The sequence below is a fragment of the Streptomyces sp. NPDC001914 genome (assembly GCF_042891215.1).
GTDB lineage: Bacteria > Actinomycetota > Actinomycetes > Streptomycetales > Streptomycetaceae > Streptomyces.
The window spans coordinates 211,549-234,203 of sequence record NZ_JBIASW010000012.1; the positions used below are offsets into that span (position 1 = coordinate 211,549).

General features: G+C 75.7%; 15 protein-coding genes. 4 read left to right on the plus strand and 11 right to left on the minus strand.

Annotated features, from left to right (window positions below; genetic code table 11):
* Nucleotides 1–167 precede the first annotated feature (167 nt).
* Nucleotides 168–1,076 (plus strand): acetylglutamate kinase, encoded by a 909-nt coding sequence (gene argB, locus ACFYYF_RS30025; RefSeq protein WP_361684533.1) that lies wholly within the window; start codon nucleotides 168–170, stop codon nucleotides 1,074–1,076.
* Nucleotides 1,073–1,879 carry a hypothetical protein gene (locus ACFYYF_RS30030; RefSeq protein ID WP_388780662.1) on the plus strand — a complete coding sequence of 269 codons (807 nt, stop codon included), beginning with the start codon at nucleotides 1,073–1,075 and terminating at the stop codon, nucleotides 1,877–1,879. Before argB ends, ACFYYF_RS30030 begins: the two co-directional genes overlap by 4 nt.
* Before the next feature lie 74 nt (nucleotides 1,880–1,953).
* On the opposite strand, the gene ACFYYF_RS30035 is transcribed toward ACFYYF_RS30030, so the two are convergent.
* The 4 genes from ACFYYF_RS30035 to ACFYYF_RS30050 form a co-directional block, all read right to left on the minus strand.
* Nucleotides 1,954–2,958: a BTAD domain-containing putative transcriptional regulator gene (locus ACFYYF_RS30035; RefSeq protein WP_388780663.1), complete on the minus strand. Its 1,005-nt coding sequence runs from the start codon at nucleotides 2,956–2,958 to the stop codon at nucleotides 1,954–1,956.
* Entirely contained in the window at nucleotides 2,955–3,713 is a 759-nt protein-coding gene (locus ACFYYF_RS30040; protein ID WP_388780664.1) for a thioesterase II family protein, read from the minus strand. The genes ACFYYF_RS30035 and ACFYYF_RS30040 overlap by 4 nt, the downstream gene beginning before the upstream one ends.
* A gap of 307 nt (nucleotides 3,714–4,020) precedes the next feature.
* A complete protein-coding gene (locus ACFYYF_RS30045) occupies nucleotides 4,021–4,482 on the minus strand; it encodes a nuclear transport factor 2 family protein (protein ID WP_388780665.1) in 462 nt (153 codons plus the stop codon).
* 389 nt (nucleotides 4,483–4,871) lie between these two features.
* Entirely contained in the window at nucleotides 4,872–6,182 is a 1,311-nt protein-coding gene (locus ACFYYF_RS30050; protein ID WP_388780666.1) for an aminotransferase class V-fold PLP-dependent enzyme, read from the minus strand.
* A gap of 404 nt (nucleotides 6,183–6,586) precedes the next feature.
* On the opposite strand from ACFYYF_RS30050, the gene ACFYYF_RS30055 reads away from it, so the two are divergent.
* Nucleotides 6,587–6,994: a hypothetical protein gene (locus ACFYYF_RS30055; protein ID WP_388780667.1), complete on the plus strand. Its 408-nt coding sequence runs from the start codon at nucleotides 6,587–6,589 to the stop codon at nucleotides 6,992–6,994.
* 299 nt (nucleotides 6,995–7,293) lie between these two features.
* The gene (locus ACFYYF_RS30060; protein WP_388780668.1) at nucleotides 7,294–12,420 is read left to right on the plus strand and encodes an AMP-binding protein; all 5,127 of its coding nucleotides are present in this window, start codon (nucleotides 7,294–7,296) and stop codon (nucleotides 12,418–12,420) included.
* Nucleotides 12,421–12,639: 219 nt separating this feature from the next.
* On the opposite strand, the gene ACFYYF_RS30065 is transcribed toward ACFYYF_RS30060, so the two are convergent.
* The 7 genes from ACFYYF_RS30065 to ACFYYF_RS30095 form a co-directional block, all read right to left on the minus strand.
* Nucleotides 12,640–13,887 (minus strand): helix-turn-helix domain-containing protein, encoded by a 1,248-nt coding sequence (locus ACFYYF_RS30065; protein ID WP_388780669.1) that lies wholly within the window; start codon nucleotides 13,885–13,887, stop codon nucleotides 12,640–12,642.
* A 530-nt stretch (nucleotides 13,888–14,417) separates the two neighbouring features.
* Nucleotides 14,418–16,799, minus strand: coding sequence for a condensation domain-containing protein (locus ACFYYF_RS30070; protein ID WP_388780670.1), 2,382 nt, complete (start codon nucleotides 16,797–16,799; stop codon nucleotides 14,418–14,420).
* Between the two features lie 482 nt (nucleotides 16,800–17,281).
* Nucleotides 17,282–17,641, minus strand: coding sequence for a hypothetical protein (locus tag ACFYYF_RS30075; RefSeq protein ID WP_388780671.1), 360 nt, complete (start codon nucleotides 17,639–17,641; stop codon nucleotides 17,282–17,284).
* Between the two features lie 305 nt (nucleotides 17,642–17,946).
* Nucleotides 17,947–18,768, minus strand: a complete 822-nt coding sequence (locus ACFYYF_RS30080; RefSeq protein ID WP_388780672.1) for a BTAD domain-containing putative transcriptional regulator — start codon at nucleotides 18,766–18,768, stop codon at nucleotides 17,947–17,949.
* A 356-nt stretch (nucleotides 18,769–19,124) separates the two neighbouring features.
* Nucleotides 19,125–19,952, minus strand: a complete 828-nt coding sequence (locus ACFYYF_RS30085) for a 4'-phosphopantetheinyl transferase family protein (protein WP_388780673.1) — start codon at nucleotides 19,950–19,952, stop codon at nucleotides 19,125–19,127.
* A gap of 389 nt (nucleotides 19,953–20,341) precedes the next feature.
* Nucleotides 20,342–21,130, minus strand: coding sequence for a phosphopantetheine-binding protein (locus tag ACFYYF_RS30090; protein WP_388780674.1), 789 nt, complete (start codon nucleotides 21,128–21,130; stop codon nucleotides 20,342–20,344).
* A gap of 572 nt (nucleotides 21,131–21,702) precedes the next feature.
* Nucleotides 21,703–22,590 carry a BTAD domain-containing putative transcriptional regulator gene (locus ACFYYF_RS30095; protein ID WP_388780693.1) on the minus strand — a complete coding sequence of 296 codons (888 nt, stop codon included), beginning with the start codon at nucleotides 22,588–22,590 and terminating at the stop codon, nucleotides 21,703–21,705.
* Nucleotides 22,591–22,655: the final 65 nt, after the last annotated feature.

A 22,655-nucleotide genomic window follows, 5' to 3' on the forward strand; every position in this document is an offset into this window, starting at 1 on the left:
CACCGTCCCAGGAACCCGCATCACAGCCAAGTCCTTTCGTGCAGCCTTCCAGCGCATGTCCACCGGTCATGGGCTCCAGATCGTGACCGGGGCCCCCACAGAAGGAGTCGTGACCCATTGAGCTCCCATTCCCCGGTCGGCGGCCTCGTTCGGCGGGCGAGGGCGTCATGACCGTCAGCGCGCACCAGGCCCAGGTCAAGGCCCGATCCCTCGGCGACGCCCTGCCGTGGCTGGCCCGCCGCCAGGGCCGGACGGTCGTCGTCAAACTGGGCGGGCACGCCATGGTCGACGCGGACCTCACGGCGGCCTTCGCCCGCGACGTCGCCTTCCTGCGCTACGCCGGGCTGCGGCCCGTGGTGGTGCACGGAGGCGGCCCCCAGATCGACGCCGAGCTCGAACGGCGCGGCATGGAACGCGAGTTCGCCGCGGGCCTGCGCGTCACCTCGCCGGCGGCGATGGACGTGGTGCGCATGGTCCTCGCCGGCCAGGTGCAGCGCGAACTGGTCGGGCTGATCAACCGTCACGGCCCGCTCGCCGTCGGCATGACCGGCGAGGACGCCGACACCCTGACCGCGGTGCGGCACGTGCCGTGGATCGACGGGGAACCCGTCGACGTCGGCAGGGTCGGCGACATCACCGCCGTGGACACCACCACCCTGGACGGCCTGCTGGCCGCCGGCCGGATCCCGGTCGTCTCGCCGCTCGCCCGCAGCGCCGAGGACGGCCTGGTCTACAACGTCAACGCCGACACCGTGGCGGCGGCGCTGGCGACCGCGCTGGGCGCCGACGCGCTCGTCATGCTGACGGACGTGGCGGGGCTGTGCGCGGGCTGGCCGCACCGGGCCGAGGTGATCCCGCGGCTGACGGCCGGCGAGCTGGAAAAGCTCCTGCCGGAGCTGAGCGATGGCATGGTGCCCAAGATGGCCGGCTGCCTGGCGGCCGTGCGGGGCGGGGTGGGCGCGGCCCGGGTGATCGACGGGCGGATCGCGCACTCGGTCCTGCTGGAGATGTTCACCGACGACGGGATCGGAACGGTGATCGTGCCGGACCCGGACGACCAGGAGGTCCTGACGTGAACGAGCAGTGGCACCAGCGACAGCGGCCGCGGGCCGCCGGGCCGGCGGGCACCCTGCGCCCGGCCCCGGGCACCGGGCAGGCCCCGCAGCCGGCCGTCCTCGTGCACGAGTTGGTCACCGTGGCCGCGGCCGGCGGAGCGGAGACCGAGGAGTGCGCGCGCCGGCTCGCCGCCGCGCTGCCGCCCCGGGCCCGGTCCGCGCTGCTCGACGCCCTGACCCGGACGGGCCCCTGGCACGAGACCGTCCCGGACGAGAACCAGGCCGGCCCGGACGAGTACGAGACCGGCCCGGACGGATACGAGGACAGCCCCGACGGGTACGAGGCCGGCGGCGGGCTCTTCTTCGACGGACCCGAATATCCGCTGCCCGCGGCCCGCTCCCACCTGAGCCTCCTGCCCGCCTGCCCGGCACCCGGGCCGGACCGCCCACCCGCCGGCAGCGGCACCGACACCGACACCGACACCGACACCGACAACCGTGTCCCCGGCAACGGTGACGGTGACGGTGACGGCGCTGATGGGGGCGGGTTGTGGCCCGAGCCGTATGCCGGGGCGCCCGCCGCCGCCGTCGTCGTGCGGCTGCGGTTCGCCGACGTGGTCGCGTTGGAGCGGGCCGGCGCCTGCTTCGAGGGTGCCGTGAGCGACCCCGCCACGGGCATCCTCCAGGTCCCCGCGGACGCCGGCGTCGAGGCGCTGCGGGCCGTGCTCGCGGTCCTCGACGCGGCGGCGCTCGCGCCCGAGTCGCTCACGGTGCACTCCAACGAACTCGACGACGTCTTCGCCGCGTTCACCGGCCTGCTCTGAACCTCCGGACCCGGGGGGCAGGAGGATCGCCGCCGGCCCGGTGCGCCGGGCGCCGGGCGGTGGTGGCCGCGGGGTCAGGCGCCCGTGCCCTGTTCCTTGATCCTGCGCAGCAGGTCGGCCTGGTCCCGGGCCAGTTGGTCGATCCGGGTCTGCAGGCGCGCGGCCTCGGCCGCCAGGTCCGCCGGGGCCGGGTGGTGCGGACGCGCGGGTGTCAGGGTGGGGCAGTGGTTGAGGACCGCCTCCAGGCGGCGGCGCAGTGCCGGGCCCGGCTCCACGCCGAGCGTGCCGACCAGACGGCGGCGCGCGCGTTCGTAGACGCCGAGGGCCTCCGACTGCCGGCCGCAGCGGTACAGGGCGACCATCAGCAGGTCGTAGAGGCGTTCGCGCAGCGGGTGGGCGGCGGTGAGTCGTTCCAGGCCGGAGACGATCTCGGTGTGGCGGCCGCAGTTCAGGCTCGCCTCGTAGAGGGCTTCCAGGGTGGTCAGGCGCTGTTCCTCCAGGCGGTCCGCCTCGGCCGTGCACAGCGGGCCGTGGCAGGAGTCCTGCAGGGCTCTGCCCTGCCACAGGGCGAGTGCCTGGTCCAGGAGGCGGGTGGCGTCGTGGGGGTCGCTGGGGGCGGTGGCGCGGCCCTGGCCGGACAGGCGGGTGAAGCGGGCCACGTCGGTGGAGGCCCGGTCCAGGCTGAGCAGGTATCCGGTGGGCAGGGTGCTGATCCACTCGTGGCCGGGGGCGGGCAGCAGGCGGCGCAGCCGGGCGACGTGGGTGTGCAGGGCGCTGGGCGCGTTGGCGGGGGGCCGGTCGCCCCACAGTTCCTCCACCAGGCGCTCCACGGACAGTTGTTCGCCGGCGTGGACGACGAGGGTGGCGAGCAGGGCGCGCTGTTTGGGTCCGCAGGGGGTGATGCCGGTCCCGGTCCGCCGGTTGTGGACGCTCACCGGGCCCAGCAGCCGGAACTCGGTCGCCTCGATCACCTCGGCCGTTCCGGTCGCCCCGGCCGTTCCGGTCGCTGCGGTCGTTCGGGTCGCTGCGGTCGTTCGGGTGCGTGCGGGGGCGGGTGCGGTGAGGTCCAGGACGCTCATCGCGTCACCGCGGACGGGGCGCGGGCGCTGAGCAGGGCGGCGCGGCGCACGTCGTCCTGGATCTGTGCGGCGACGGCGGGGAGGTGGTCCTGGAAGTAGAAGTGGCCGCCGTCGAAGAGGTGCCGGCCCAGGAAGTGCTCGGTGGCATCGGCCCAGCCGTCCAGGCGGTCGGGCGGGGCCACCTGGTCGCGGGTGCCGCCGAACACCGACAGGGGCACCGGCAGCGGCGCGGTCAGGGGCGGGGTGCGCCAGGTCTCGCTCATGCGCAGGTCGGCGCGGATGGTGGGCTCGAACAGCTCCCACAGTTCGTCGTGGTCCATGACCTCGGAGGGGGTGCCGCCCATCGTGGTCAGTTCGTGGCGCAGTTCGGTGTCGCTCAGCAGGTGCCGGCGCACCGGGTCCCCGTCGGGGTGCAGGGTGCCGCGGGCGGAGATGCCGAGCCAGACAGGGGGTGTGCGGTCCTGGTCGAGGAGGCGGCGGGTCAGTTCGTAGGCGACGAGTCCGCCCATGCTGTGCCCGAAGAACGCGTAGGGGCCGGTCAGTCGGGTGTCCAGTTCGTGCAGGAAGTGGTCGAGCAGGGCGCCGGCGTCGCCGAGCGCGGGGCGCCGGTCGCGGGGGCCGCGGCCGGGTGCGTCGGGGATCCGCACGTCCCAGTGGGCGGGGAAGCCGGCGGGCCAGTCGCGGTACGCCAGGTGCGAACCGCCGGAGTGGTGGAACACGAACAGGCGCAGTTTCGGCTCTTCCGCCTTGTGCATGAAGACTCCATCGAGAGGACACTCCGGTGTCCGGCCCTGCGGCAGAACGGGCCCGGACCAGGGGTGGGACGGCGACGACAGCGGCGCCGGGGCCGCCGGGGCCGCTGTCCTCGAGCGGGCCTCGAACCGCTCTCGAGTCCGCGGGGCGTTTCCGCCCGCGTCGACGCGCCCGCCCGCGTCGGGGACGGCAGGCGGGCGCGGACGGGGAGGAGGATGTGCACGGGTGACCCTAGACGAGGCCGGCCTTCAAGTCCTTGGTGCTGTACGGGACTTCGAGTGCGGCTGCAGCGGTGTCCTGGGCTCCGGTTCAGGCGAGGTCGTCGCGGGTGACCCGGCGGTGCGTGATGCGCCACCGGCCGCCCGAGCGGACCAGGACGTCCTGCATGGCGTACACGTGCAGCGCCTTGGGGCCGCCCTGGCCGGGTGTGATGTGGACCAGCGCGGAGCAGCGGGTGTGCAGTGAGCCGTCGGCCTGCGGCCGTACGTCGAGGATGCCGACCCAGTGGTCCAGGCGGTTTCCGGCCCGCAGACGGTGGGCCGCGCCGGCCCGTACGTAGCCGGCCAGGGCGGTGCGGGCCCTGACCGGCGCGGGCCGGGAGGGCAGGTGCAGGACGGCGTCCTCGGCGAAGGTCTCGGCCCAGCGTTCGGTGTCGTGCGTGTCCAGCAGCCGCATCTGGTGTGCGTAGAAGTGCTGTGCCTGCGCGTACAGGGCGGCGAACTCCTGCCCGGGCAGGGCGGGTTCGGCGGTGTCGACAAGTTCGACGGTCATCTCAGGCCTCCGCTTTCATCCGCGTCCTTGAGGGGTGGGGGACGCCGGGGAGGATCCCGGGGGTGCCGCTCCCGGGGGTCCGCGTTCGGTGGGGACAGTCTTCGGGGCCGGGATCGAGCATCTTTCAAAACCGCCTCAAGTGCTCCCTGAGGCTGGTTCACCGGCTCCCTCTTCCCGCCGGCGCGGCCAGATCGGAGCGCGGGGCTCGCGGGGCGCTGCGCGCGGGTGAAGTCTGCTTGTGCCAGGGCGCGTTGCCCGGCGGGGCCGGTGCGGGCCCAGGTGTCCGGCGGGTCAGGGCACCGGCCGCCCCGGCTCCGTGGCCGGGGCGGGCGGTGGCGTACGCGGTGAGGTGCCGGGCGTATGCGGTGAGGTGCCGGGCGGGCGTCCTGTCATGCGCCGGGCTGGAGCCGGCCGGTGGCCGGTGGCCGGTCCGGCACCAGGGTCAGGTGGCGCCGGCCGGCCGCACGCACACGCGCCGTCCCGGGCCCCGCAGGCGCGGCACGCACCACCAACGGCGGCGCCGATGCCGGTGCCGGTACGGAGGTCGGGGCCGGTTCCGGTACGGGGGCGGGGGTCGGGGCGGGGGGCCGCGGGTGCTGGGCGGGGGCGGGAAGGGGGTGGGTCGCGGTCACCGCGTCCTTGAGGGCGTGGGCGAACACCTCGATGTCCTCGGCGGCGTTGTCGTGGTGGACGGATGCGCGGACGGCCGTGACGATGCCCCGCTCGGGCAGGTAGAGCGGGATCTCGTCGGCGACCGTCTTGCCCACCACGACGCCGCGGTCGGCGAGCCGGCGGCGCATCAGCGCGGCCGGCACGTCCTGGTGCCGGAAGGTGACGATGCCGCTCTGGAGGCGTCCGGGGGCGATCAGTTCGGTGCCGGCCGCGTCCTGGACGGCGGCGCGCAGGCCGGGGGCGAGGTCCCTGCCCGCAGGCGGTGGCGTGTGCAGGGCGAGCGCCCGGTTCAGCGCGGCGGCCGCGGCGCCGTGCGGCGGTGCCAGGGGCAGGCCGCCGTGCGGGGCCAGGGCCGTGCGCAGCCGCGGTGCCACGCCGGCGAATCCGGTGGCGTAGGGGCCCCGCAGGAACCGCCAGCCGTCCCCGGTCAGCAGGTGGCAGCCGATGCGGGCGGCGTCCAGGGGCAGTTGCCCCGCCGCGTAGGAGGCGTCGACGGCGTACAGGCAGCGGTGCGGGGCCAGCAGGCGGCCGATGTCCTCGACGGGATGGACGATGCCGCAGCCGGAGGGCACGTAGGGGACGCAGACGAGGGCGACGTCGCCGCCGATGTGCCGGGCCATCCACTCCAGGTCGAGGTCGCCGTCGGGGCGCAGCGGTACGACCTCCAGGCGGCAGCCGGTGCGCGCGCGCAGCGCGAGGACGGCGCTGAGGTTGGCGGCCGACTCGTAGGGAGTGGCCCAGACGCGGTCGCGCGGGCCGAGCGGCAGCCGGGACAGCACGGTGGCGAACGCGTCGGCGGCGCCGGTGCACAGGTGGGTGTCCGCGGGCGGCACGCCGAGCAGGGCGGCCAGCCGCTGGTGGATCTCCCGGTGCAGGACGTCCTCGAGGTGTTCGTCCAGCTCGCAGGGGCCGTAGCGGTCCTCGAAACGCGTCCACTCGGTGAGGACCTCCCGTACGGCCGCGGGCATGCGGCCCGTACCGGCCGGGTCGAGGTGGATCCTGCGGTCACCGTGGGATTTCTCGTTCACTTCAGGGGCCTCCCCCCACAGGTGAGGCAAATGATTGCCTAGTTCTTGGCAATACCTTGCCTTCACTGTCGGAGGTTTGGCAACCTCGGAGGGCACCGGCTCCGGCACGGCTCTAGTTGCCGGGCCACTGGCAAGGATCCCGACCCCGTCCGGCCCGGTTCTCCAGGAATTGCCAAGCGTTGCCAGAGCGTTTCCGGCTCTGCCAAGAATCCTCATTTCCCCAGCTCAGGGAAGCTTTTCTCAGGCAACTCGGCGGTGTCGGACCGGCTTCTGGGGCGTTCCTGGTGTGCACCTTGAGTCCGAATCGACCCATTCCCGACCCGTTTGCGAGCTTTGGTTGCCAATCTTCTTGGCAGAAGGTTGCCAAGCAACGAAAACGAGATTGACACACCGAGGAGCCCGCCATGAACCGCATCGCCCGCATCGCCGTCGCCGCCACCGCCCTCACCGCCCTCACCGCCGCGGGCGTCACCGCCGCCGACGCGATCGGCCGCCCGGCGACGGCGAAGACGGCCTCCACGGTCCAGGCCGGCGACATCAACTGGCCCACCGCCCCGGCCGCGATCCAGGTCGACACCCACTGGCCCGTCGCCCCCACCACGGTCCAGGCCGACACCCACTGGCCGACCGCCCCCACCACGGTCCAGGCCGACACCCACTGGCCGACCGCCCCCACCGCGATCCAGGCCGACACCCACTGGCCCGTCGCCCCCACCACGGTCCAGGCCGACACCCACTGGCCGGTCGCGCCGACCTCCACCCCGGCCGGTGACATCGACTGGCCGACCGCCCCGGCCGTCGCCAGCGTCTGAGATCAGTACCCCGGGCATCCGTGCCCGCCCCGTGACGCCCCCGCAGGCATGCGTGCCTGGCGGGGGCTTCGGCGTTTTTGGGGCGAAGTCGCGCGCGGGCCGCCCCGGGTGATCGCCGGCCACTCCCCCGCCCCGGGCCCCTTGGCAACCTCGCGCCCCGCGACCCGGCGGCGGCACCCCCTCGCCACCAGCGGCTCCAGCGCCGCTCGACCGCCTCAGGACGCCACCTCAGGCCACCCTTGCCACCATTCAGGAAACATTTTGCCAAGCCGGAAGGCTGTCATAAGGAGCGGGTACCGATGTCCATCTCCGGCCTCATCGAGCAGCAGGTCCAGGAGCGTCCCGACGCGGTCGCGGTGCACCATCCCGGGCTTCCCGGGCACAGTGGCGGCCCCGGCCGCGGCGGGCGCCTGACCTACCGGGAGCTGGGCCGCGCGGCCAACCGCCTCGCCGCCCATCTGCGGGCCCGCGGCATCGGCCGGGGCGACCGGGTGGTGACCTCGCTGCGGCCGGGCCCGGAGACGGTGACGGCGTTCCTCGGGATCGTGCGGGCCGGAGCGGCCTACGTCCCCCTCGATCCCGCGGAGTCCGCGCAGCGGCGGCGGGCGATCGTGCGTGACTGTGCGGCCGCGGCGGTGCTGACCGGGAGTTCGGGCGTCGCGGACTACGCGGGTCTGGACACGGTGGTCCTCGCGCTGGACGCCGAGGCGCCCGAGATCGCCCGGCGCTCGGCCGCCCTGCCCGAGCAGAGCACCGGCCCGGACGACGCCCTGTGCGTCTGGTACGCCCCCGGCGGGGTCGAGGGGGTCGTGGTGCCGCACCGGGCGGTGCTGGACCTCGTACGCTCCGCCGCTCCCCCGGGACCGGACCCGGCCGGTGCGGCGGGCCTGCCCGGGGCCGGGCCCGCCTTCGACGCGGTCGCCTTCGCGGTGTGGGGCGCCCTGGCGTCAGGGAGCCGCCCGGCCGGCGGACCGGACGAAGGCGACGGACCGGGTGAAGGCGGTAGGGCGGGTGAAGGCGACAGGGCGAGTGAAGGCGGCGGGCCGGGTAAGGGCGGGCCGGGTGAGGGCGGCGGGCCGCGGGCGGCTGAGCGGGCGGAGGAGCGGGTGGAGTTGTGCGGGCGGCGCTTTCGGCTCGGTGAGGTGGAGTCGGTGCTGGGCGCGCACCCGGCGGTGTCCGCCGCCGCGGTGTCGCTGCACGAGGACGCGGACGGCGGCGGGCGGCTGGTGGCCCATGTGGTGCCGGCCGCACCGGCCGCGGCGGCCGCCGATCAGGACGCGCAGACCGCCCAGTGGAAGGAGATCCACGAGGCGCTCCACGCCGACGCCGCGGCCCGTGGGCTGGGGGACGACTTCACCGGCTGGAACAGCAGTTACGACGCCCTGCCGATCCCGCTCGAGGAGCTGCGGGAGTGGCAGTACGCCGCCTTGGACCGGATCAGGGAGCTGCCGCGCCGGCGGGTGCTGGAGATCGGGGTGGGCAGCGGGCTGCTGCTGGCCCACCTCGCGCGTGAGGAGGAGGTCCAGGAGTACTGGGCCACCGACTTCTCCCCCGCCGCCGTCGCCGCGCTCGGCGCGCGGGTGGAGGCGGACCGTGTGCTGAGGGACAAGGTGCGGCTGGACTGCCGGGACGCCGAGGACACCGGCGGACTGCCCGCGGGCCATTTCGACGCGGTCGTCGTCAACTCGGTTCTGCAGTACCTGCCGAGCCTGGCCCGGCTGCGCACGGTCCTTGAGCGGGTGCTGCCGCTGCTCGCCCCCGGCGGCTCGCTCTTCCTCGGCGACGTGCGCAGCCTGGACCTGGCCCGCTGTCTGCAGACCGGGATCGCGCTGGCCCGGCCGGGCGGCGCCGGGGGCGACCGGGAGGCGCTGCGCCGGGGCATCGGGCACCGGGTGGCCACGGAGACCGAACTGCTGCTCTCCCCCGCCCTGTTCGGCGCGCTGGCACGGGAGCTGCCCGCGGTGCGCGCGGTCGACGTACGCCTCAAGCGGGGGGTGCACCACAACGAGCTGTCCCGCTACCGCTACGACGTGGTGCTCTCCACCGCCGAGCCGGTCGCCGACCTCGCCGGCGCGCCCGTCGTGCGCTGGGGTACGGACGGCGCGGCGGGCGGGCTGGAGGCGGTGGACCGGGTGGTGGCGCGGCGTCCGGCGGTGCTGCGTCTGGCCGGGGTGCCCAACCGGCGCATCCACGACGAGTACGCGGCGACGCGGTCCCTCTTCGACCCCCGCGAGAGCGTCGACCTGCCGCCGCAGGACGCCGTGGCACCCGACGTGGAGGCGCTGTGCGAGCGGGCCGAGCACCTGGGCTACCGGGCGCTGCCCACCTGGGGCGAGAGTCCCGAACTCCTCGACATCGTCCTGCTCGATCCCACGCGGGTGCCCCCGGGCGCGCTGACGGGCGTGTACGCGACGCCCGGGGGCGGGGCCCGGCCGGGCGGCGTAACGGGGTCCGGAGGCGGGACGGGGTCCGGGGGCAGGGCGGAGCCGGGAAGCGAGGCTGGGCCCGGTGCCGGTGCCGGAGTGGAGGGCGGTGCCGGGACGGGCGCCGGTGCCGGGACGGGGGCCGGTGCCGGGACAGGAGCCGGTGCCGGGACGGGGGCCGGTGCCGGGGTGGAGGGGTGGGCCAACACTCCGGCCGCTTTCGAGCACACCGTCGATCTGGAGGTCGTCCTGCGGGCCCATCTGCGCGAGCGGCTGCCCGAGCACATGGTGCCCTCCGCGCTGATGACCGTGCCGGAGCTGCCGCTGGACGCCGGCGGCGGGGTGGACCGCGCGGCGCTGCCGGTGCCCGCCCGCACCGCCGGCCGTCCGCTCACCCAGCCCGGCACGCCGATCCAGGAGATCGTCCGTGACCTGTTCGCCGAGGTGGTGGGCCTGCCCCGGCACCGGGTGCGGGCGGAGTCGGACTTCTTCCGCATCGGCGGTCACTCGCTGGCGGCGGCCCGGCTGCTGTCCCGGGTCCGGGAGACGCTGGGGGTCGATCCGGGCAGCCGGGCGCTGTACGAGGCGCCGACGCCGGCCGCGTTCGCCGCGCTGGTCGGTGACGTGCCCGCCGCGGTGATCGGGCCGGACGACACGGCCGGCGACAGCCGTGCGTTCTCGCTGCGGCTGCGCGGCGCGCTGGACCGGCGTGCCCTGGAGAGGGCCCTGGAGGATCTGGGGCGGCGTCATGAGGCGCTGCGCAACGTCCGGCTGGGCGCGGCGGGGACACGGCTGCGGGCGCTGGCGGCGGACGACCATCTGCTGGAGGTGGCGCTGCCCGCCGACTCGGTGGACCTGTGGTCGCATGTGCCGCTGGCCGCCGACCTGGCCCGGGCCTATGGGGCGCGGGTGCGCGGGGGCGCCCCGCACCGTTCGCCGGCCGGTCTGGACGCGGCGCCCCGCGCGGTCTTCGGCGACCGGCTGCCCGCCGTGCTGCCGGGCAGCGGGCCGCGGTCCGCGCACGCCTCCTGGGGCACCCTGGAGGACGCCCTGGACGCGGACCTGCACGCGGAGCTGACGCGGTGGGCGGCCGGGCAGGGCGCCACCGTGTTCATGGTGGTGCACGCCGCGCTCGTGGCGCTGCTGGGGCGGCTGGGTGCCCAGGACCCGGTCACCGTGGCCGCGCCGGTCCCGGCCCGGGACACCGCGGCGCTGCGCGAGGCGGTGGGCCCCTACGGGCGGGTGCTGGCGCTGACGGTGGACACCTCGGGCGATCCGTCCTTCACCGAACTGCTGCGCCGGGTCCGCGAACGGGACCTGGCCGCCTACCGGGACGGTGAGGCGGCGCTGGCCGCGCTGCCCGGCGGGGTCGCGCTGTCGGTGGTGCAGGAGTGTGTGGGCCGCTTCGAGGCGGGCGGGCTGTCGGTGCGGGCCGAGCACTGCACGCCCGCGGTGCCGGCCGCGGACCTGGGGCTGACGCTCACCGAGCGGCAGAGCCCGGCGGGTGAGGCCGCCGGTATCGGCGTCACCGTCACCTTCCGCCACGAGACGGTCGGCGAGCGGGCCGCGGCCCGTGTGGCCGGTCAGCTCACCGCCGTACTGCGTTCGGCCCTCGGCGCGCCCGCCACGCCGCTGAGCGGGCTGCGGCTGCTGCCCGGGACGGCGGCCGGCGGCGGGGTGTGGGCGGGCGAGGAGGCGGCGCCCGCCCGGCAGGACGTGGCGGCGCTGTTCGCCGCGCAGGTGGCGCGCGCCCCGGGGGCGCTCGCGCTGGAGGGCCTGGACTACGCCGGACTCGACGCCCGTTCGGATCTGTTGGCGCACGCCCTGATCGAGCACCGGGCCGGTCCGGGCAGCTGTGTGCTGACCGCGCTGTCCTCACCGGCCGGGTTCGCGGTGGCCGCGCTGGCGGTGGCCAAGACGGGGGCCGCGCTGGTGCCGGTGGACCCGGCGCTGGACGTGGACGAGTCGCTGCACCCGGTGGTGCTGCTGCTGGACGAGACCGCGGACCTGCTGCTGCCGGCCGTGCCCGGCGCGGCGCGGCTGGTGCGTGAGGAGGGGGCCGAGCGGTGGCCGCCCGCCGGGCCCTGGCCGGTGACCGCGGCCGACCGGATCCGTCCGCTGCGCGCCGGCGACCCGCTCCTGCTGCTGCCCGGGGAGAACGGCACCGTCGCGGTGGGAGCCGAGACCGTCACCGTCACCGCGACAACGACAGCCACGACGGCCACGACGGCCACGGCCACGGCTACGACGACGGCGGCTACGGCTACGGCTACGGCTACGGCGGCGGATGCGGCGTGGCTGGTGCGCGGCTACCCGGACGGGGACGCGGCGATCGGACTGCTGAGCGCCCTGGCCGGCGGGGCGCGCATACACATCCCGGACCACTCCCTCACCCGGGACGTGCCGCACGAGGTGCTGGGGTGGCTGCGCCGGCAGGGGGCCCGGGTGGTGCTGGGCGGTGCCGACGACGTACTGAGCGCGCTGGTCGCCCTCGCCCGCGGCGAGGGCGCCGAGCTGACCGTGAGCGGCGGCTGGGCCGAGGCCCGGCTCGTCGTGGAACACACCCCGGGCGCCGCGGCCCGTCCCGCCCCCGGCCACCGCGCCTACCTCCTCGACGCGCGGCTGCGCCCGGTGGGCCCGGGCCAGACCGGCTCCCTGTACATCGCGGGCGCCGGGGTGGCCCGCGGTTACACCGGCGCCCGCGCGGCCGGCTGCGAACGGTTCCTGCCCGACCCGTTCGCCGCCCCGTCCGGCAGCCCAGCCGGCGGCACGGCCGGCAGTACGGCCGGCGGTGCGGCCCGTATGTGGCGCACCGGGCGGGCCGCCCGGCTCGACGAGTACGGCAATCTGCGGGTGCTGGACGTCCCGGCGCACGACGACCCGTTCGACGACGCCTGCGCCGTCTTCGTGGTCCTGACGGACGCGACCGGTCACCGGGCCCTGTGGCCGGCCGCCGCCACCGTCCCGCCCGGCTGGTCCCGGACGGCCACGAAGAACCGCTGAGAACGCTCGCCGGGAACTTCACGGAGGCGAGGCAGGGCCTGGGGGCGGGGCCGGGCCGGGAGGCGGGCGGTCACGCGCCGGGCGCGGCGGAGGCGAGGGCCGGGCCGGTCGAGGCCGGGCCGGCAGGAGACGGACGGTCACATGCCGGGCGGGGCAGGGCCGGTAGGCGGGACGGGGGTCACGTACCGGGCACGGCGGGGCCGGCAGTCGGGGCGGGGGTCATGTGCCGGGTGTGGCGGGGCCGGGCTGGGGGGTGGGGCGGGCGGTGGAGTCGGCCAGGGATTCGGCGAGGATGCGCCAGATGTCGGCGGCCAGGTCGATGTTGGCGCCGGCCTGGGCCTGTTCGGCCAGGTCCCGCAGTCCCTGGATGCCGCTGGGGTCGCCGGAGCGGATACGGAGCTGGTTGCGCAGGATGTCCAGGCGGACCCGGTCGCGGTAGCTCATCCTCAGGTCCATCTCGGCGAGTTCGCCGAGCAGGGCGTGGGCCTCGTCGTAGCGGGCCAGGAAGAAGGCGACGTCGGCCTTGAGCGCGAGCAGGTCCTGGCGCAGGCCGGGGGTGCCGACGAAGGCGAGCGCGGGTTCGGCGGCGGTCAGGCACCGCTCGGCGGCCCGGGGGTCCGGCGGCTGCTTCTGCAGGTACAGGCGGCTGGCGGTGAACCGCAGGCGCAGCCACAGGACGAGGTCCTCGCGGCTGCTGAACTTCTCCAGCGCCTCTTCCAGGTAGCCCTGGGCGGCGGTGTGGTCGCCCTGGCGCAGGCGCACCGCCGCGCAGGTCCACATGGCTTCCGCCCACAGGGTGTCGCTGCGGCCCGCGACGAGTTCGGCCAGTTCGTCGGCGTGGGCGCGGGCGTCCGGCATCCGGCCGGCCTCGGCCTCGACGGAGACCAGGGCCAGCAGCACGGTGGCGCGGTCCTCCGCGTCGAGGCCGTCCTCGCGGGCGAGGTGGTGGGCCGTCATGGCGGCGTCGAGGGCGGCGTTGATCTCGCCCAGGGTGCGCAGGCAGCGGGCCAGGCGGGTCAGGCCGCGCACCCGCAGGGCCACCAGTCCGACCGCCTCGCCGAGCTGGACCAGTTCCTGCAGGTACTCCCGTTCGCCGTCGTGGTCGCCCTGCAGGCGCCGCTGTCCGGCGAGCTGCCACAGGGCCTGCCAGCGCAGCACCGGGGCCTCGTGCCCCTCGGCGGCCAGGGCTTCGCGCAGGGTCTCCATCGCCGTGTCGGAGCCGGTGGAGGAGACCAGCGACAGGGCGTTGGCCAGGGAGCCGCCGGCGGGTTCCTCGAAGTCGGCCGGCTCCAGGCCCAGGCGTTCGGCGAGGTAGGCGACGGCCCGTTCGGTGGGCTGGCGGGCACCGGACTCCAGACGGGAGAGGTATCCGGTGGACATGCCGTCCCCGGCCAGGGCGGTCTGGGACAGGTCGCGGGCCTGTCGCAGTTTGCGGAGACGACGGCCGAACGCGGGCTGACGCAGCATGTGACCATTCCCTGGGACGGACGGGTGGGGGGTGGCGTGAGGGGCGGAGCGGGCGTGTCACCGCCCGGTGCCGCAACCGAGCGTAGGGGCCGGGCAAGGGGCGGGCAATGTTTTGCCAGGTGCCGTGCCCCGGGGTTCATGCGAACCTCACGGATTCCTCCGGCGTTCCTCGAGCGGCTCTTGAGCGGTTACGGGCAATGTCTCAAGCACCCGGGGCCGCTGCCTGCGCACCGGCCTCGTCCTCGTTCACCAGAAGCCGCCTCGTCCGCGTCCGTGGGAGTCCCCTCATGAAACACGCGGTTCTTGCCCGCCGCGTCGCCCGCGTCGCCCGCACGGGCCCGGCCGGCCGGCCGGCGCCGGTGTCCGCCACCTCCTCGGACGACGACATCAACTGGCCCTAGAAGACACCTGGCCGGCCCTGGAAATCACCTGGCCCTGGAAGTGGCCCGTTCCCCGCCGGCGTACGGCGCACCGGGTGCACCGGGTGCCGGGGGCGGGGTGCGGGTGTGCCGGGGGCGGGTGTGGTGTCGTCAGGGCCGGGCGGCTGACGCGCTCGCCCGTTGCAGGGCGTGGGCCAGGCCGCGGGGCGCGTGCGGATCGTCGTCGGGGCCGCCGACCACGACCAGCGGCGGGCGCACCCCGGCCCGGGTGACCTGCCGGGCCAGTTCGCAGGCGAGGGCGCCGGTGCCGGAGTAGCCGCCCAGGACCAGCCGGCCGGCGGTGCGGGCGAGGCGGGCCAGTGTCTCGGCCTGGGCGGGCAGCCGGCCCACGGCCGGGCGCAGCGCGGTCAGGGCCTCCGGTCCCCGGTAGTGCCGCAGCAGTTCGCGGTGTCCGGCGCGCGGCGCGCCGGGGGCGTCGAGCAGGCACACGGTGGCCGCCGCGGGCGCCTGCGCGGCGCGCAGCAGGACGAGAGGGGCCGTCTCCCCGGCGGCGGGGCCGTCGGGTACCGGGGGTGTGGGGGTCTTCGGCATCCAGGCCAGCACGTCCGCGACGGTGGTGGCCGCGGTCGCCGTCACGGGCAGCAGGCGCAGCAGCCGTACGGTGTGTGCCAGCAGGGTGCGGGTGGTGGTGTCGTCGATGAGGTCGCGGTCGTAGGCGCAGGTCAGGACGAGAGCGCGGTGGCTGTCGTGGCCGGCGCGCAGGCGCAGGGCGTATCCGGCGGGTGCTCCGGCGGCTTCCTGTTCCTCCAGGCGTATGCCGTGTGCGGCCAGTTCGCCGGCGTGGGCGGTTTCGGGGCCGGGTCCGCAGTCGAAGGCGAGCAGGCCGCCGGCCCGCGGTCCCAGGGTGTGGGCGGTGGCCGGTCCGGCGGGGGTGGCCCATTCGTAGGCGGACAGGTCCATCACCACATCGCGCAGGGTGCGCAGCAGGCGGGGCAGGGTGAGTGCCGGGTCGACGGCGACGCTCAGCGGCAGGGTGTTCTCGAAGGGGCCGGGGATGCCCTCGATGCCGTCCAGGAGCAGGCCGCGGCCGGGGAAGTCCAGGCCGAAGCCCACGGTGGCGGGTGCGGGCGCGGTGGCGCGGGCGCGGTAGAGGAGCAGGGCCCACACCGCCTGGAGCACGCTGCTCTCCGCCACCCCCCAGCGGGCCGCCCAGTGGGTCAGACGGGCACTGCTGGCCGGGGACAGCGCGGCACGCAGCACACCCGTACCAGCGCCGGGGCCAGCGCCCGAGCCAGTGCCGGTGGCGGTGCCAGTGCCCGAGCCGGTGGCGGTGCCGGTGGCGGTGTGGTCCGCGGGCCGGGCCGGGGCGGTGCCGGGTCCGGCGGGCAGGCGGACGGGCCCGGGCCGAGGACCGGGGGCAGCCGGGCCGGACGGGGGCGTGGGCGGGGCGGGTTGGCGGGCGGGGTCATACACGTGGCCGTCCGCGGGCAGGCCCGGACCGGACGAGGACGAGGACGGGGAAGGGGACGGGGACGGGGGTGGGGCGGACCGGTGGGCGGGGTCGTGCACGCCGCCGTCCGCGGGCAGGGCCTGGCCCGACGGGGACAGAGGCGGGGGCGGGGTGGGTCGGTGGGTGGGGTCGTGCCAGAAGTCGGGGGCCGGGCCCGGGTTCTGGGCGGCGAGCCGGCGGGCGCAGTCGCCGAGGTCGGGGCGGCGCTCCCCGCCGGGCAGTGCCCCGCCGGCGAGGTAGGCGCGGCAGCACTCGCGCATCAGCAGCCGCACGCTCCAGCTGTCCAGCAGGGCACGGTGATAGGTGAGCAGCACGTCGGTGAAGGGGGCTGCGGCATCGGCCGGGCCGCTGTCCAGCAGCGCCAGGCGCACCGCTGTGGGGCGCCGCAGGTCGAAGGGGCGGATCCGTTCACGGGCCGGGAGCACGGCGCGCCACACCGGTGTGCTGAGCGGGTAGCGGACGATGCCCGTCGAAGCGCGGTCGAAGACGACGGCACGCGGCCGCGGGTCCCACACGAAGGCGGTGCGCAGCACGCTCTCCCGTTCGCCGACGGCGTGCCAGGCCGCCTCGAAGCGTGCCATGTCCAGGGGGCCGTGCCAGCGCCAGAGGATCTGCTCGGCCTGGTGGCCGGGCCGGGCCAGGGCGTCGGCGAGCCGCTGCTGCTGCAGGGGGGTGACCGGCTCGGTACGCGGCAGGGTCCGGCAGGGCTGCCCGGCCGGGTGGACGGCCGCCGCGGTGCCGGGGCGGGGCTCGGGCGCGGCGGTGAGCAGGTCGGCGAGCAGACCGACGGCCGCGGGCGCGGGTGCCGCCCGCCCGCCGGGGAGTTCGACGGTGTGCAGGCCCTCCGCGTGGCGCACCAGCCGGCATCCCGGGTGCCGGGTTCCGGGACCGCTCTCCGCGACGCGGTGCAGGGCGCGGTGGAAGGAGGCGGTGTCCCAGATCCCGTGCAGTTCCATGGTGCCGTGGTCCCCCTGTTCGGGGTCGATCACCGCGCACACACCGGCAGACCGGTCACCGTTCATCGCCTCCCCCTTCCGGACACCCCCGTACCCGACGAGCAACTGCCCTTTCGGCTCAGGAAGCCGGCGCGGTCCCGGCGGGCCGGTGCGCGCCGACCGAGCCGGGCCCAGCCTCTTCACGCTAGCTCCGCCGCGTCCCCGTCGTCCGTTTTCTCCAGCGGCCCCCGAACGGTCCTCGATCCCCGGGCGGGCACGCCGGGAGGGCCGTTTTCACGGGAAGACGACGCCGTACACCGTAAGGCACCGGCACGTGGCCCCGGCCCCGGCACGGCCCTGACTCCGGCACGGCCCGGCCTGGCATCGGCATCCGGCGACGGGCTGCGGCCCTGGCTCCGGCACGGCCTTGGCCCCGGCATCCGGTGCCGGGCTGCGGCCCTGGCCCCGGAATGCGGCCGCGACTGCGGCACCGGACCGCGGCTGCGGCTGCGGCTGCAGCTGCGGCACCGGGCTGTGGCTGTGGCTGTGTCAGCTTGTCGCCGTCTGCCTCAGCTTGTCGCCGTCTGGGGCACGAGCAGGTCATGGCACTGCTCAATGCGGCCCGCGGCGTCGAAGCGGAGCTCGGCGACCAGCAGCCAGGCGGCCTCTTCGGTACGGGCGGTCGCGCGCAGGGCGACGACGTCATGGTCGGCGACGACGCTCTCGGCCCGCAGCCCCAGCCCCTCGGGCAGCGTCCGTCCGCCTGTCCCGCCGGCGCCCGCCCAGTGACGGGTGAGGTGATTGACCTCGCCCCGGTTGCCCGCCGCGACCAGCGCGAGGACGAGTTCCCTGTTGCGTTCGCGCAGACTGCGCGCGGTGAGGAGTTCGTGCAGCGTCCCGCTGAGGGGCTCGGTCAGCGCCGGCGTCATGACGAGAGGCCCTTCCACTGGTCCGTCATCCCGTACGGCCGTACGGGATGCCCGGAAATCATGGCTGTGCGTGCTGGAGCGGGAACGGAGAACGGGTAAAGCAGGCACGGCACGGACAACGGGCCCGGGCACTCCCCTCCGGAACACCTCCGGCATTGCCCCGCAGCCGCTTCCCCCTCCCCCTCTGTCCTCCGTCTTCCCTTTCCCCCTTTGCCCCTTTTCCCCTTTGTGCAGCGGGATCGGGATCGGGGGCAGGGCAGGCGGGGTGGGCTGGGCGCCGGCCGTGGCCGGGCGGCACCCGTCCCTCATGCCGCGAACAGGTCGAAGGTCGAGCCGTGGCGCGGTCCCGCCAGCAGGTCGAGCTGCGGGTCCACGGCCAGCATGGCCTGGTGCATGCGCTGCAGCTGCGGGGAGGGCTCCACGCCCAGCTCGTCGATGAGCCGGATGCGCAGCCTGCGGTAGACCTCCAGTGCCGTGGCCTGCCGGCCCGAGCGGTACATCGCCACCATGACCTGGGAGTGCAGGCCCTCGTGGTGCGGGTGACGGGCAGTCAGCTCGGTCAGCTCGGCGATCAGCTGGGCGTGGCGGCCCAGCCGCAGATCGGCGTCGATGCGCCGCTCCACGGTGACCAGCCGGCTCTCCTGCAGCCGCATCACCTCGATCTCCAGGACGGGACCGAGTCTCACGTCGACCAGCGGTGCGCCGGTCCACAGGTCCAGCGCCGCGCGGAACCGTGCCGCGGACACCTCGTCGTCGCCTTCCACGAACGCGGTCTGTCCCTGCCGGGTCAGCTCCTCGTAGGTATGCACATCCACACACCTCTTGTCGATCTGCAGCAGGTACCCGCCGTGCCGGGTGGCGAGAATGTCCTTCGCGCCGCCCGGCGCGCCCGGGCCCATCGCCGTGCCGAGCCGCCTGCGCAGCTGGAGTATGTATGTCTGAAGGGTCGTCAGTGCGCTCGCCGGAGGCTCGGTTCCCCAGAGTTCCTCCATGAGCGTGGGAACAGGCATGACCCGCCCCGGATAGAGCGCCAGCAGCGACAGGATCTGCCGCGGCTTGCCCGCTGTCGGAACGATGGATCCCCCGTTGACCTCGGCACTCAACGGACCCAGAACCTGAATCTCCATGGTGGCCTCCCCACCTCGTCGAGTTCCTCGTCCAGTTCCTTTTGTGGCCGGAAATCTCCGCCGCCAGGCACGCTAGCCGTGTCCGTGGCCCCCGAGCGTTTTCCTGTAGCGGTCCTCCAGCAGTGCTCCACGCCGGGTACGCCGCACCCACGGCGCACTCGAGAACACCTGTATCCGGACCGGAAATGAACTCTCGATTCCGGTCCCGCTCCCGGGCCCGACAGGACCCGGGCCGGGGCACGGCAGGGCAGCCCGGGGCCCGGCGGGGCGCGGCAGGCCGGGGCCGGGGCGGGGCGGGCCGTGGCGGGGCGGGGCGGGGCGGAGCTTTCGCGTGGGCCGGGTCAGCGTGGGCCGGGTCAGGCCGGTGCGGTGGCCGTCCCGCCCGGAGAGCCGTGCGGGGCGCCGCCCACGGGCGCGGGCGCGGGCGCGGGCGCGGGCAGGGCGATGGTGTGCGGTGCGGCCCGGTCCCAGGGGAATCCCTGGTGCAGTTCCAGGTGCGGGAGGGGGCCGTCGTCCGCGGGGACGGCCACCGCGGCCAGTACGTCGGGCACCGGTTCCAGTTCCAGGAACCGCCAGCGTCCGGCCGTGTCGTCGGCGGGCGGCCGGAAGGCGAGGACGCCGCGGTCGTCGTCCAGGGTGAAGGCGAACTCGTCGAAGGGCAGGCCCAGTCCCAGTCCGCGGGCCTTGGAGTAGGCCTCCTTCAGGGTCCACAGCCGCAGCACCCGGCGGTCCCGCTGCCGCCCGGGGGGCGCCTGCCGCGCCCAGTGCTGCTCGGCGGGGGTGAAGGTGGTCAGGATGGTCTCCAGGGCGCCCGCCTCGCGGTCCAGGCACTCCACGTCGACTCCGACGCGCTGCCTGCGCACGATCCCCAGCAGGCTGTAGCCGCCCGCGTGGGAGAGGTTGAAGTCGAGGTGCCCGCCGCCCCGGGGCAGACCGCCGGGCAGCGGCTGCAGGAAGGGCCGCCCGCGCGAGGAACGCCAGATGACCAGTTCGGCCTCCCCCAGACCGGCCTCCAGAGCCAGCGCGCGGCGGACCAGGGTGTGGGCGACGAGGTACTGCCGGCGGTCGCGTTCGAACAGGAACCGGGCGGCGGTCGCCCGTTCACGTTCGTCGAGCCAGTGCGAGGCCAGGATGCCGGTGACGGCGGGCGGCAGGGCGTCGTTGGGGCACAGCCACAGCTTCACCGGGGGCACCCTCTCGTGCTGCGCGGCCGGCCCGGTGGCGGACGGCTGGAGGGCGGGCGGCTGAGGGGCGGGCGGCTGGGGGGCGGGCCCGGCGGCGGGCGGCTGGGGGGCGGGCCCGGGGGGCGGCGGCGGGGCGGTGAGGGTCATGGTGTCGTTTCAGTCCGTCTCGGTCCGTCTCGGTTCGCCGTCCCACTGCGGACGGGGCGAGGTGGCGGCGGTGCGAAGACCCGCCGGGCCCGGAGCAGCCGGAGAACCGGCGATGCGCCACCGGCACGGGCGTCGGCGGCCCGCGGGCGGCGATACTCCACCGGCATCGGCATCGGCATCGGTGCCGATGCCGGACGTCGGTGGCCGGCAGGTGGTGGTGCTCCGCCGGTGGTGGCGGCCGGTCAGGCCGGACGCTCGGCCAGGAGCGCGGCGGCCTCGTCGACGCCGATCCGGTCACCGCGTACCGCGTCCAGGAGCGCGAGGACCTCCTCCTGCGACAGCGCGGGCCGCTTCACAGCGGCGGCAGGCGACTGCTCTGCGGCGTCGGCGGGCTGCTGCTGGGGCTGCGCGACGGCGTGGACGGGCTGCTGCTGCGCGGCGGGTGGCGCGGCCGGTGCGGGGATCGGGGTGTCCGGTGCGGCGGGGGCCGGGGCGCCCCGGGTGCGGGAGGCGATGTAGGCGGCCATCGCGGCGAGGCTGGGATGCTCGTGGACGGTGACGGGGCGTTCGCTCAGGCCGTAGACGCGGTTGACGCCGGCGGTGAAGTCGGCGGCCAGGATGGAGTCGATGCCCAGCTCCGCGAAGGCGGCGCCGCCGTCGATCTCCCAGGGGTCGCAGTGCAGGATCCGGGCCAGCTGGTGGCGCAGGACCTGCAGCACCGCGGCCGCGGCTCCCGCGTCCCGGGCCGCGGGGGCGTCGTCCGCGCCGCGGCGCAGGGCCGCCAGGTGAGCGGCCAGGAGCGCGGGGGTGGCGTGGGTGTAGAGGTCCGCGCCGGCGATCCGGATGCCGAAGTGCTGGTCGATGGCCGCGACGAACTCGATGGTGAGCAGGGAGTCCAGGCCCAGGACGGGAAAGGGCTGTCCGGGGTCGACCCGGTCGGGGTCGGCGTGCACGACACCGGCCAGCACGGCGGTGAGCTCGGCGAGGATGTCTCCGTGGCCGTCGGAGGCTGCCGTCGGCTCGCTGGTCATCAGGTCGTCCCTTCGTGGATACCCCGGCCGTCGGACCGGGTGGAGTGCCTCCCCTTGCACCGGGGAAGCGGAGCGGGGCCCCCGCACGACGGGGGCGGAAATCGCCCGCACCGCCGGTGAAGCGGCCCGGACGACGGCCCACCGTGTCCGCACCGCTGCCCAACGGCGGCGGACGGACCGGCTGCGGACCAACCGGCTGCGGACAGATGTCCGCAGCGCCGGCGGAGCGGCCGGACCGACTGCCGGCCCGTGTCCGCAGTGCCAGCGCCAGCACCAGCACCAGCACCAATGCCGGTGCCAGTACCGGCGGTGGAGCGAGCCGGGTGGTTGCCGGCCGTGTCCGCGGCACTGCCGGACGGCTGCGGGCGGACCGGCGGCGGGCGGATGTCCGCACCGCCGGTGAAGCGCGTGGCGGTGCCGGCCGCCCGTCGTGTCCGCGCCGCCGGCACATACGGCCGGGCACCCGCCGGGCGGCTGCCGTACGGCCGGGCGGCCGAGTGGCTGCCGTACGGCTGCTGTGCGGCCGGGTGGCTGCCGGGTGGCCGTACGGCTGCTGTGCGGCCGGGCGGTGGCTACCGGCTGCTGGCGATCCGGGGTGCGGCGTCCTGGTGGTGCGCGGCGCGGACCGGCACCGCCGGGGCCATCACGGCGGGCGCGGCGGGCGGGGTCTCGGGGGTGGCCATCAGGATCGAGTGCTGGAGCCGGCGCAGCCGCGGGGAGGGCTCCAGGCCCAGGTCGCGGCTGAGGGTGGTGCGCAGGTGGGTGTAGGCGTTGAGGGCCTCGCCGCGCCGTCCCGAGCGGTGCAGGGCGATCATGAACTGGGCGTGCAGGTTCTCGTGGGTGCGGTAACGGCTGGTCAGGACCGTGAGTTCGGCGAGGACTTCGCGGTGCCGGCCGAGCCGCAGGTCCGCCTCGATGCGCTGGTCGAGTGCGCACAGCCGGCTCTCCTCCAGGCGCCTGGCCTCCATGGTGAGCTGGGCGCCGGTCTGCACGTCCGCGAACGCCGAGCCCGACCACAGGTCGAGGGCTGCGGCGAGGGTGCGGGAGGCGCCCGCGAAGTCGCCGGCGTCCATGGCCCGGTAGCCCTGTCCCGCCAGGCGGTCGAACTCGCGGAGGTCGCTGGCCCCGCCGCCGGTGGCGAGCAGGTACCCGCCGGGCAGGGTGACCAGGACGTCCTTGGCGGTGCGGCCCGCGGGCCCGGCGCCGGGCTGCGGTGCGCCACCGCGGGCCAGCGCCGCGCCGATGAGTTCGCGCAGCTGCAGCACGTAGGTCTGCAGGGTGGTGCGTGCGCTGCGCGGCGGCCGGGCCGACCACAGCTCCTCGATGAGCGAGGCGACCGGCACCACGCGGTCCGCGTGCACCGCCAGCAGCGCCAGCACCTGGCGGGGCTTGGGCGCCGTGGGGGCGACCGACACCCCGTTCTCCCGTACGTCCAGTGCACCTAATACGTCGATGTCCACGCCGACTCCCCTGTCCCCGTGCGCTGCTGACACTCCAACATTAAAAAACAGCACAGACGGTATGT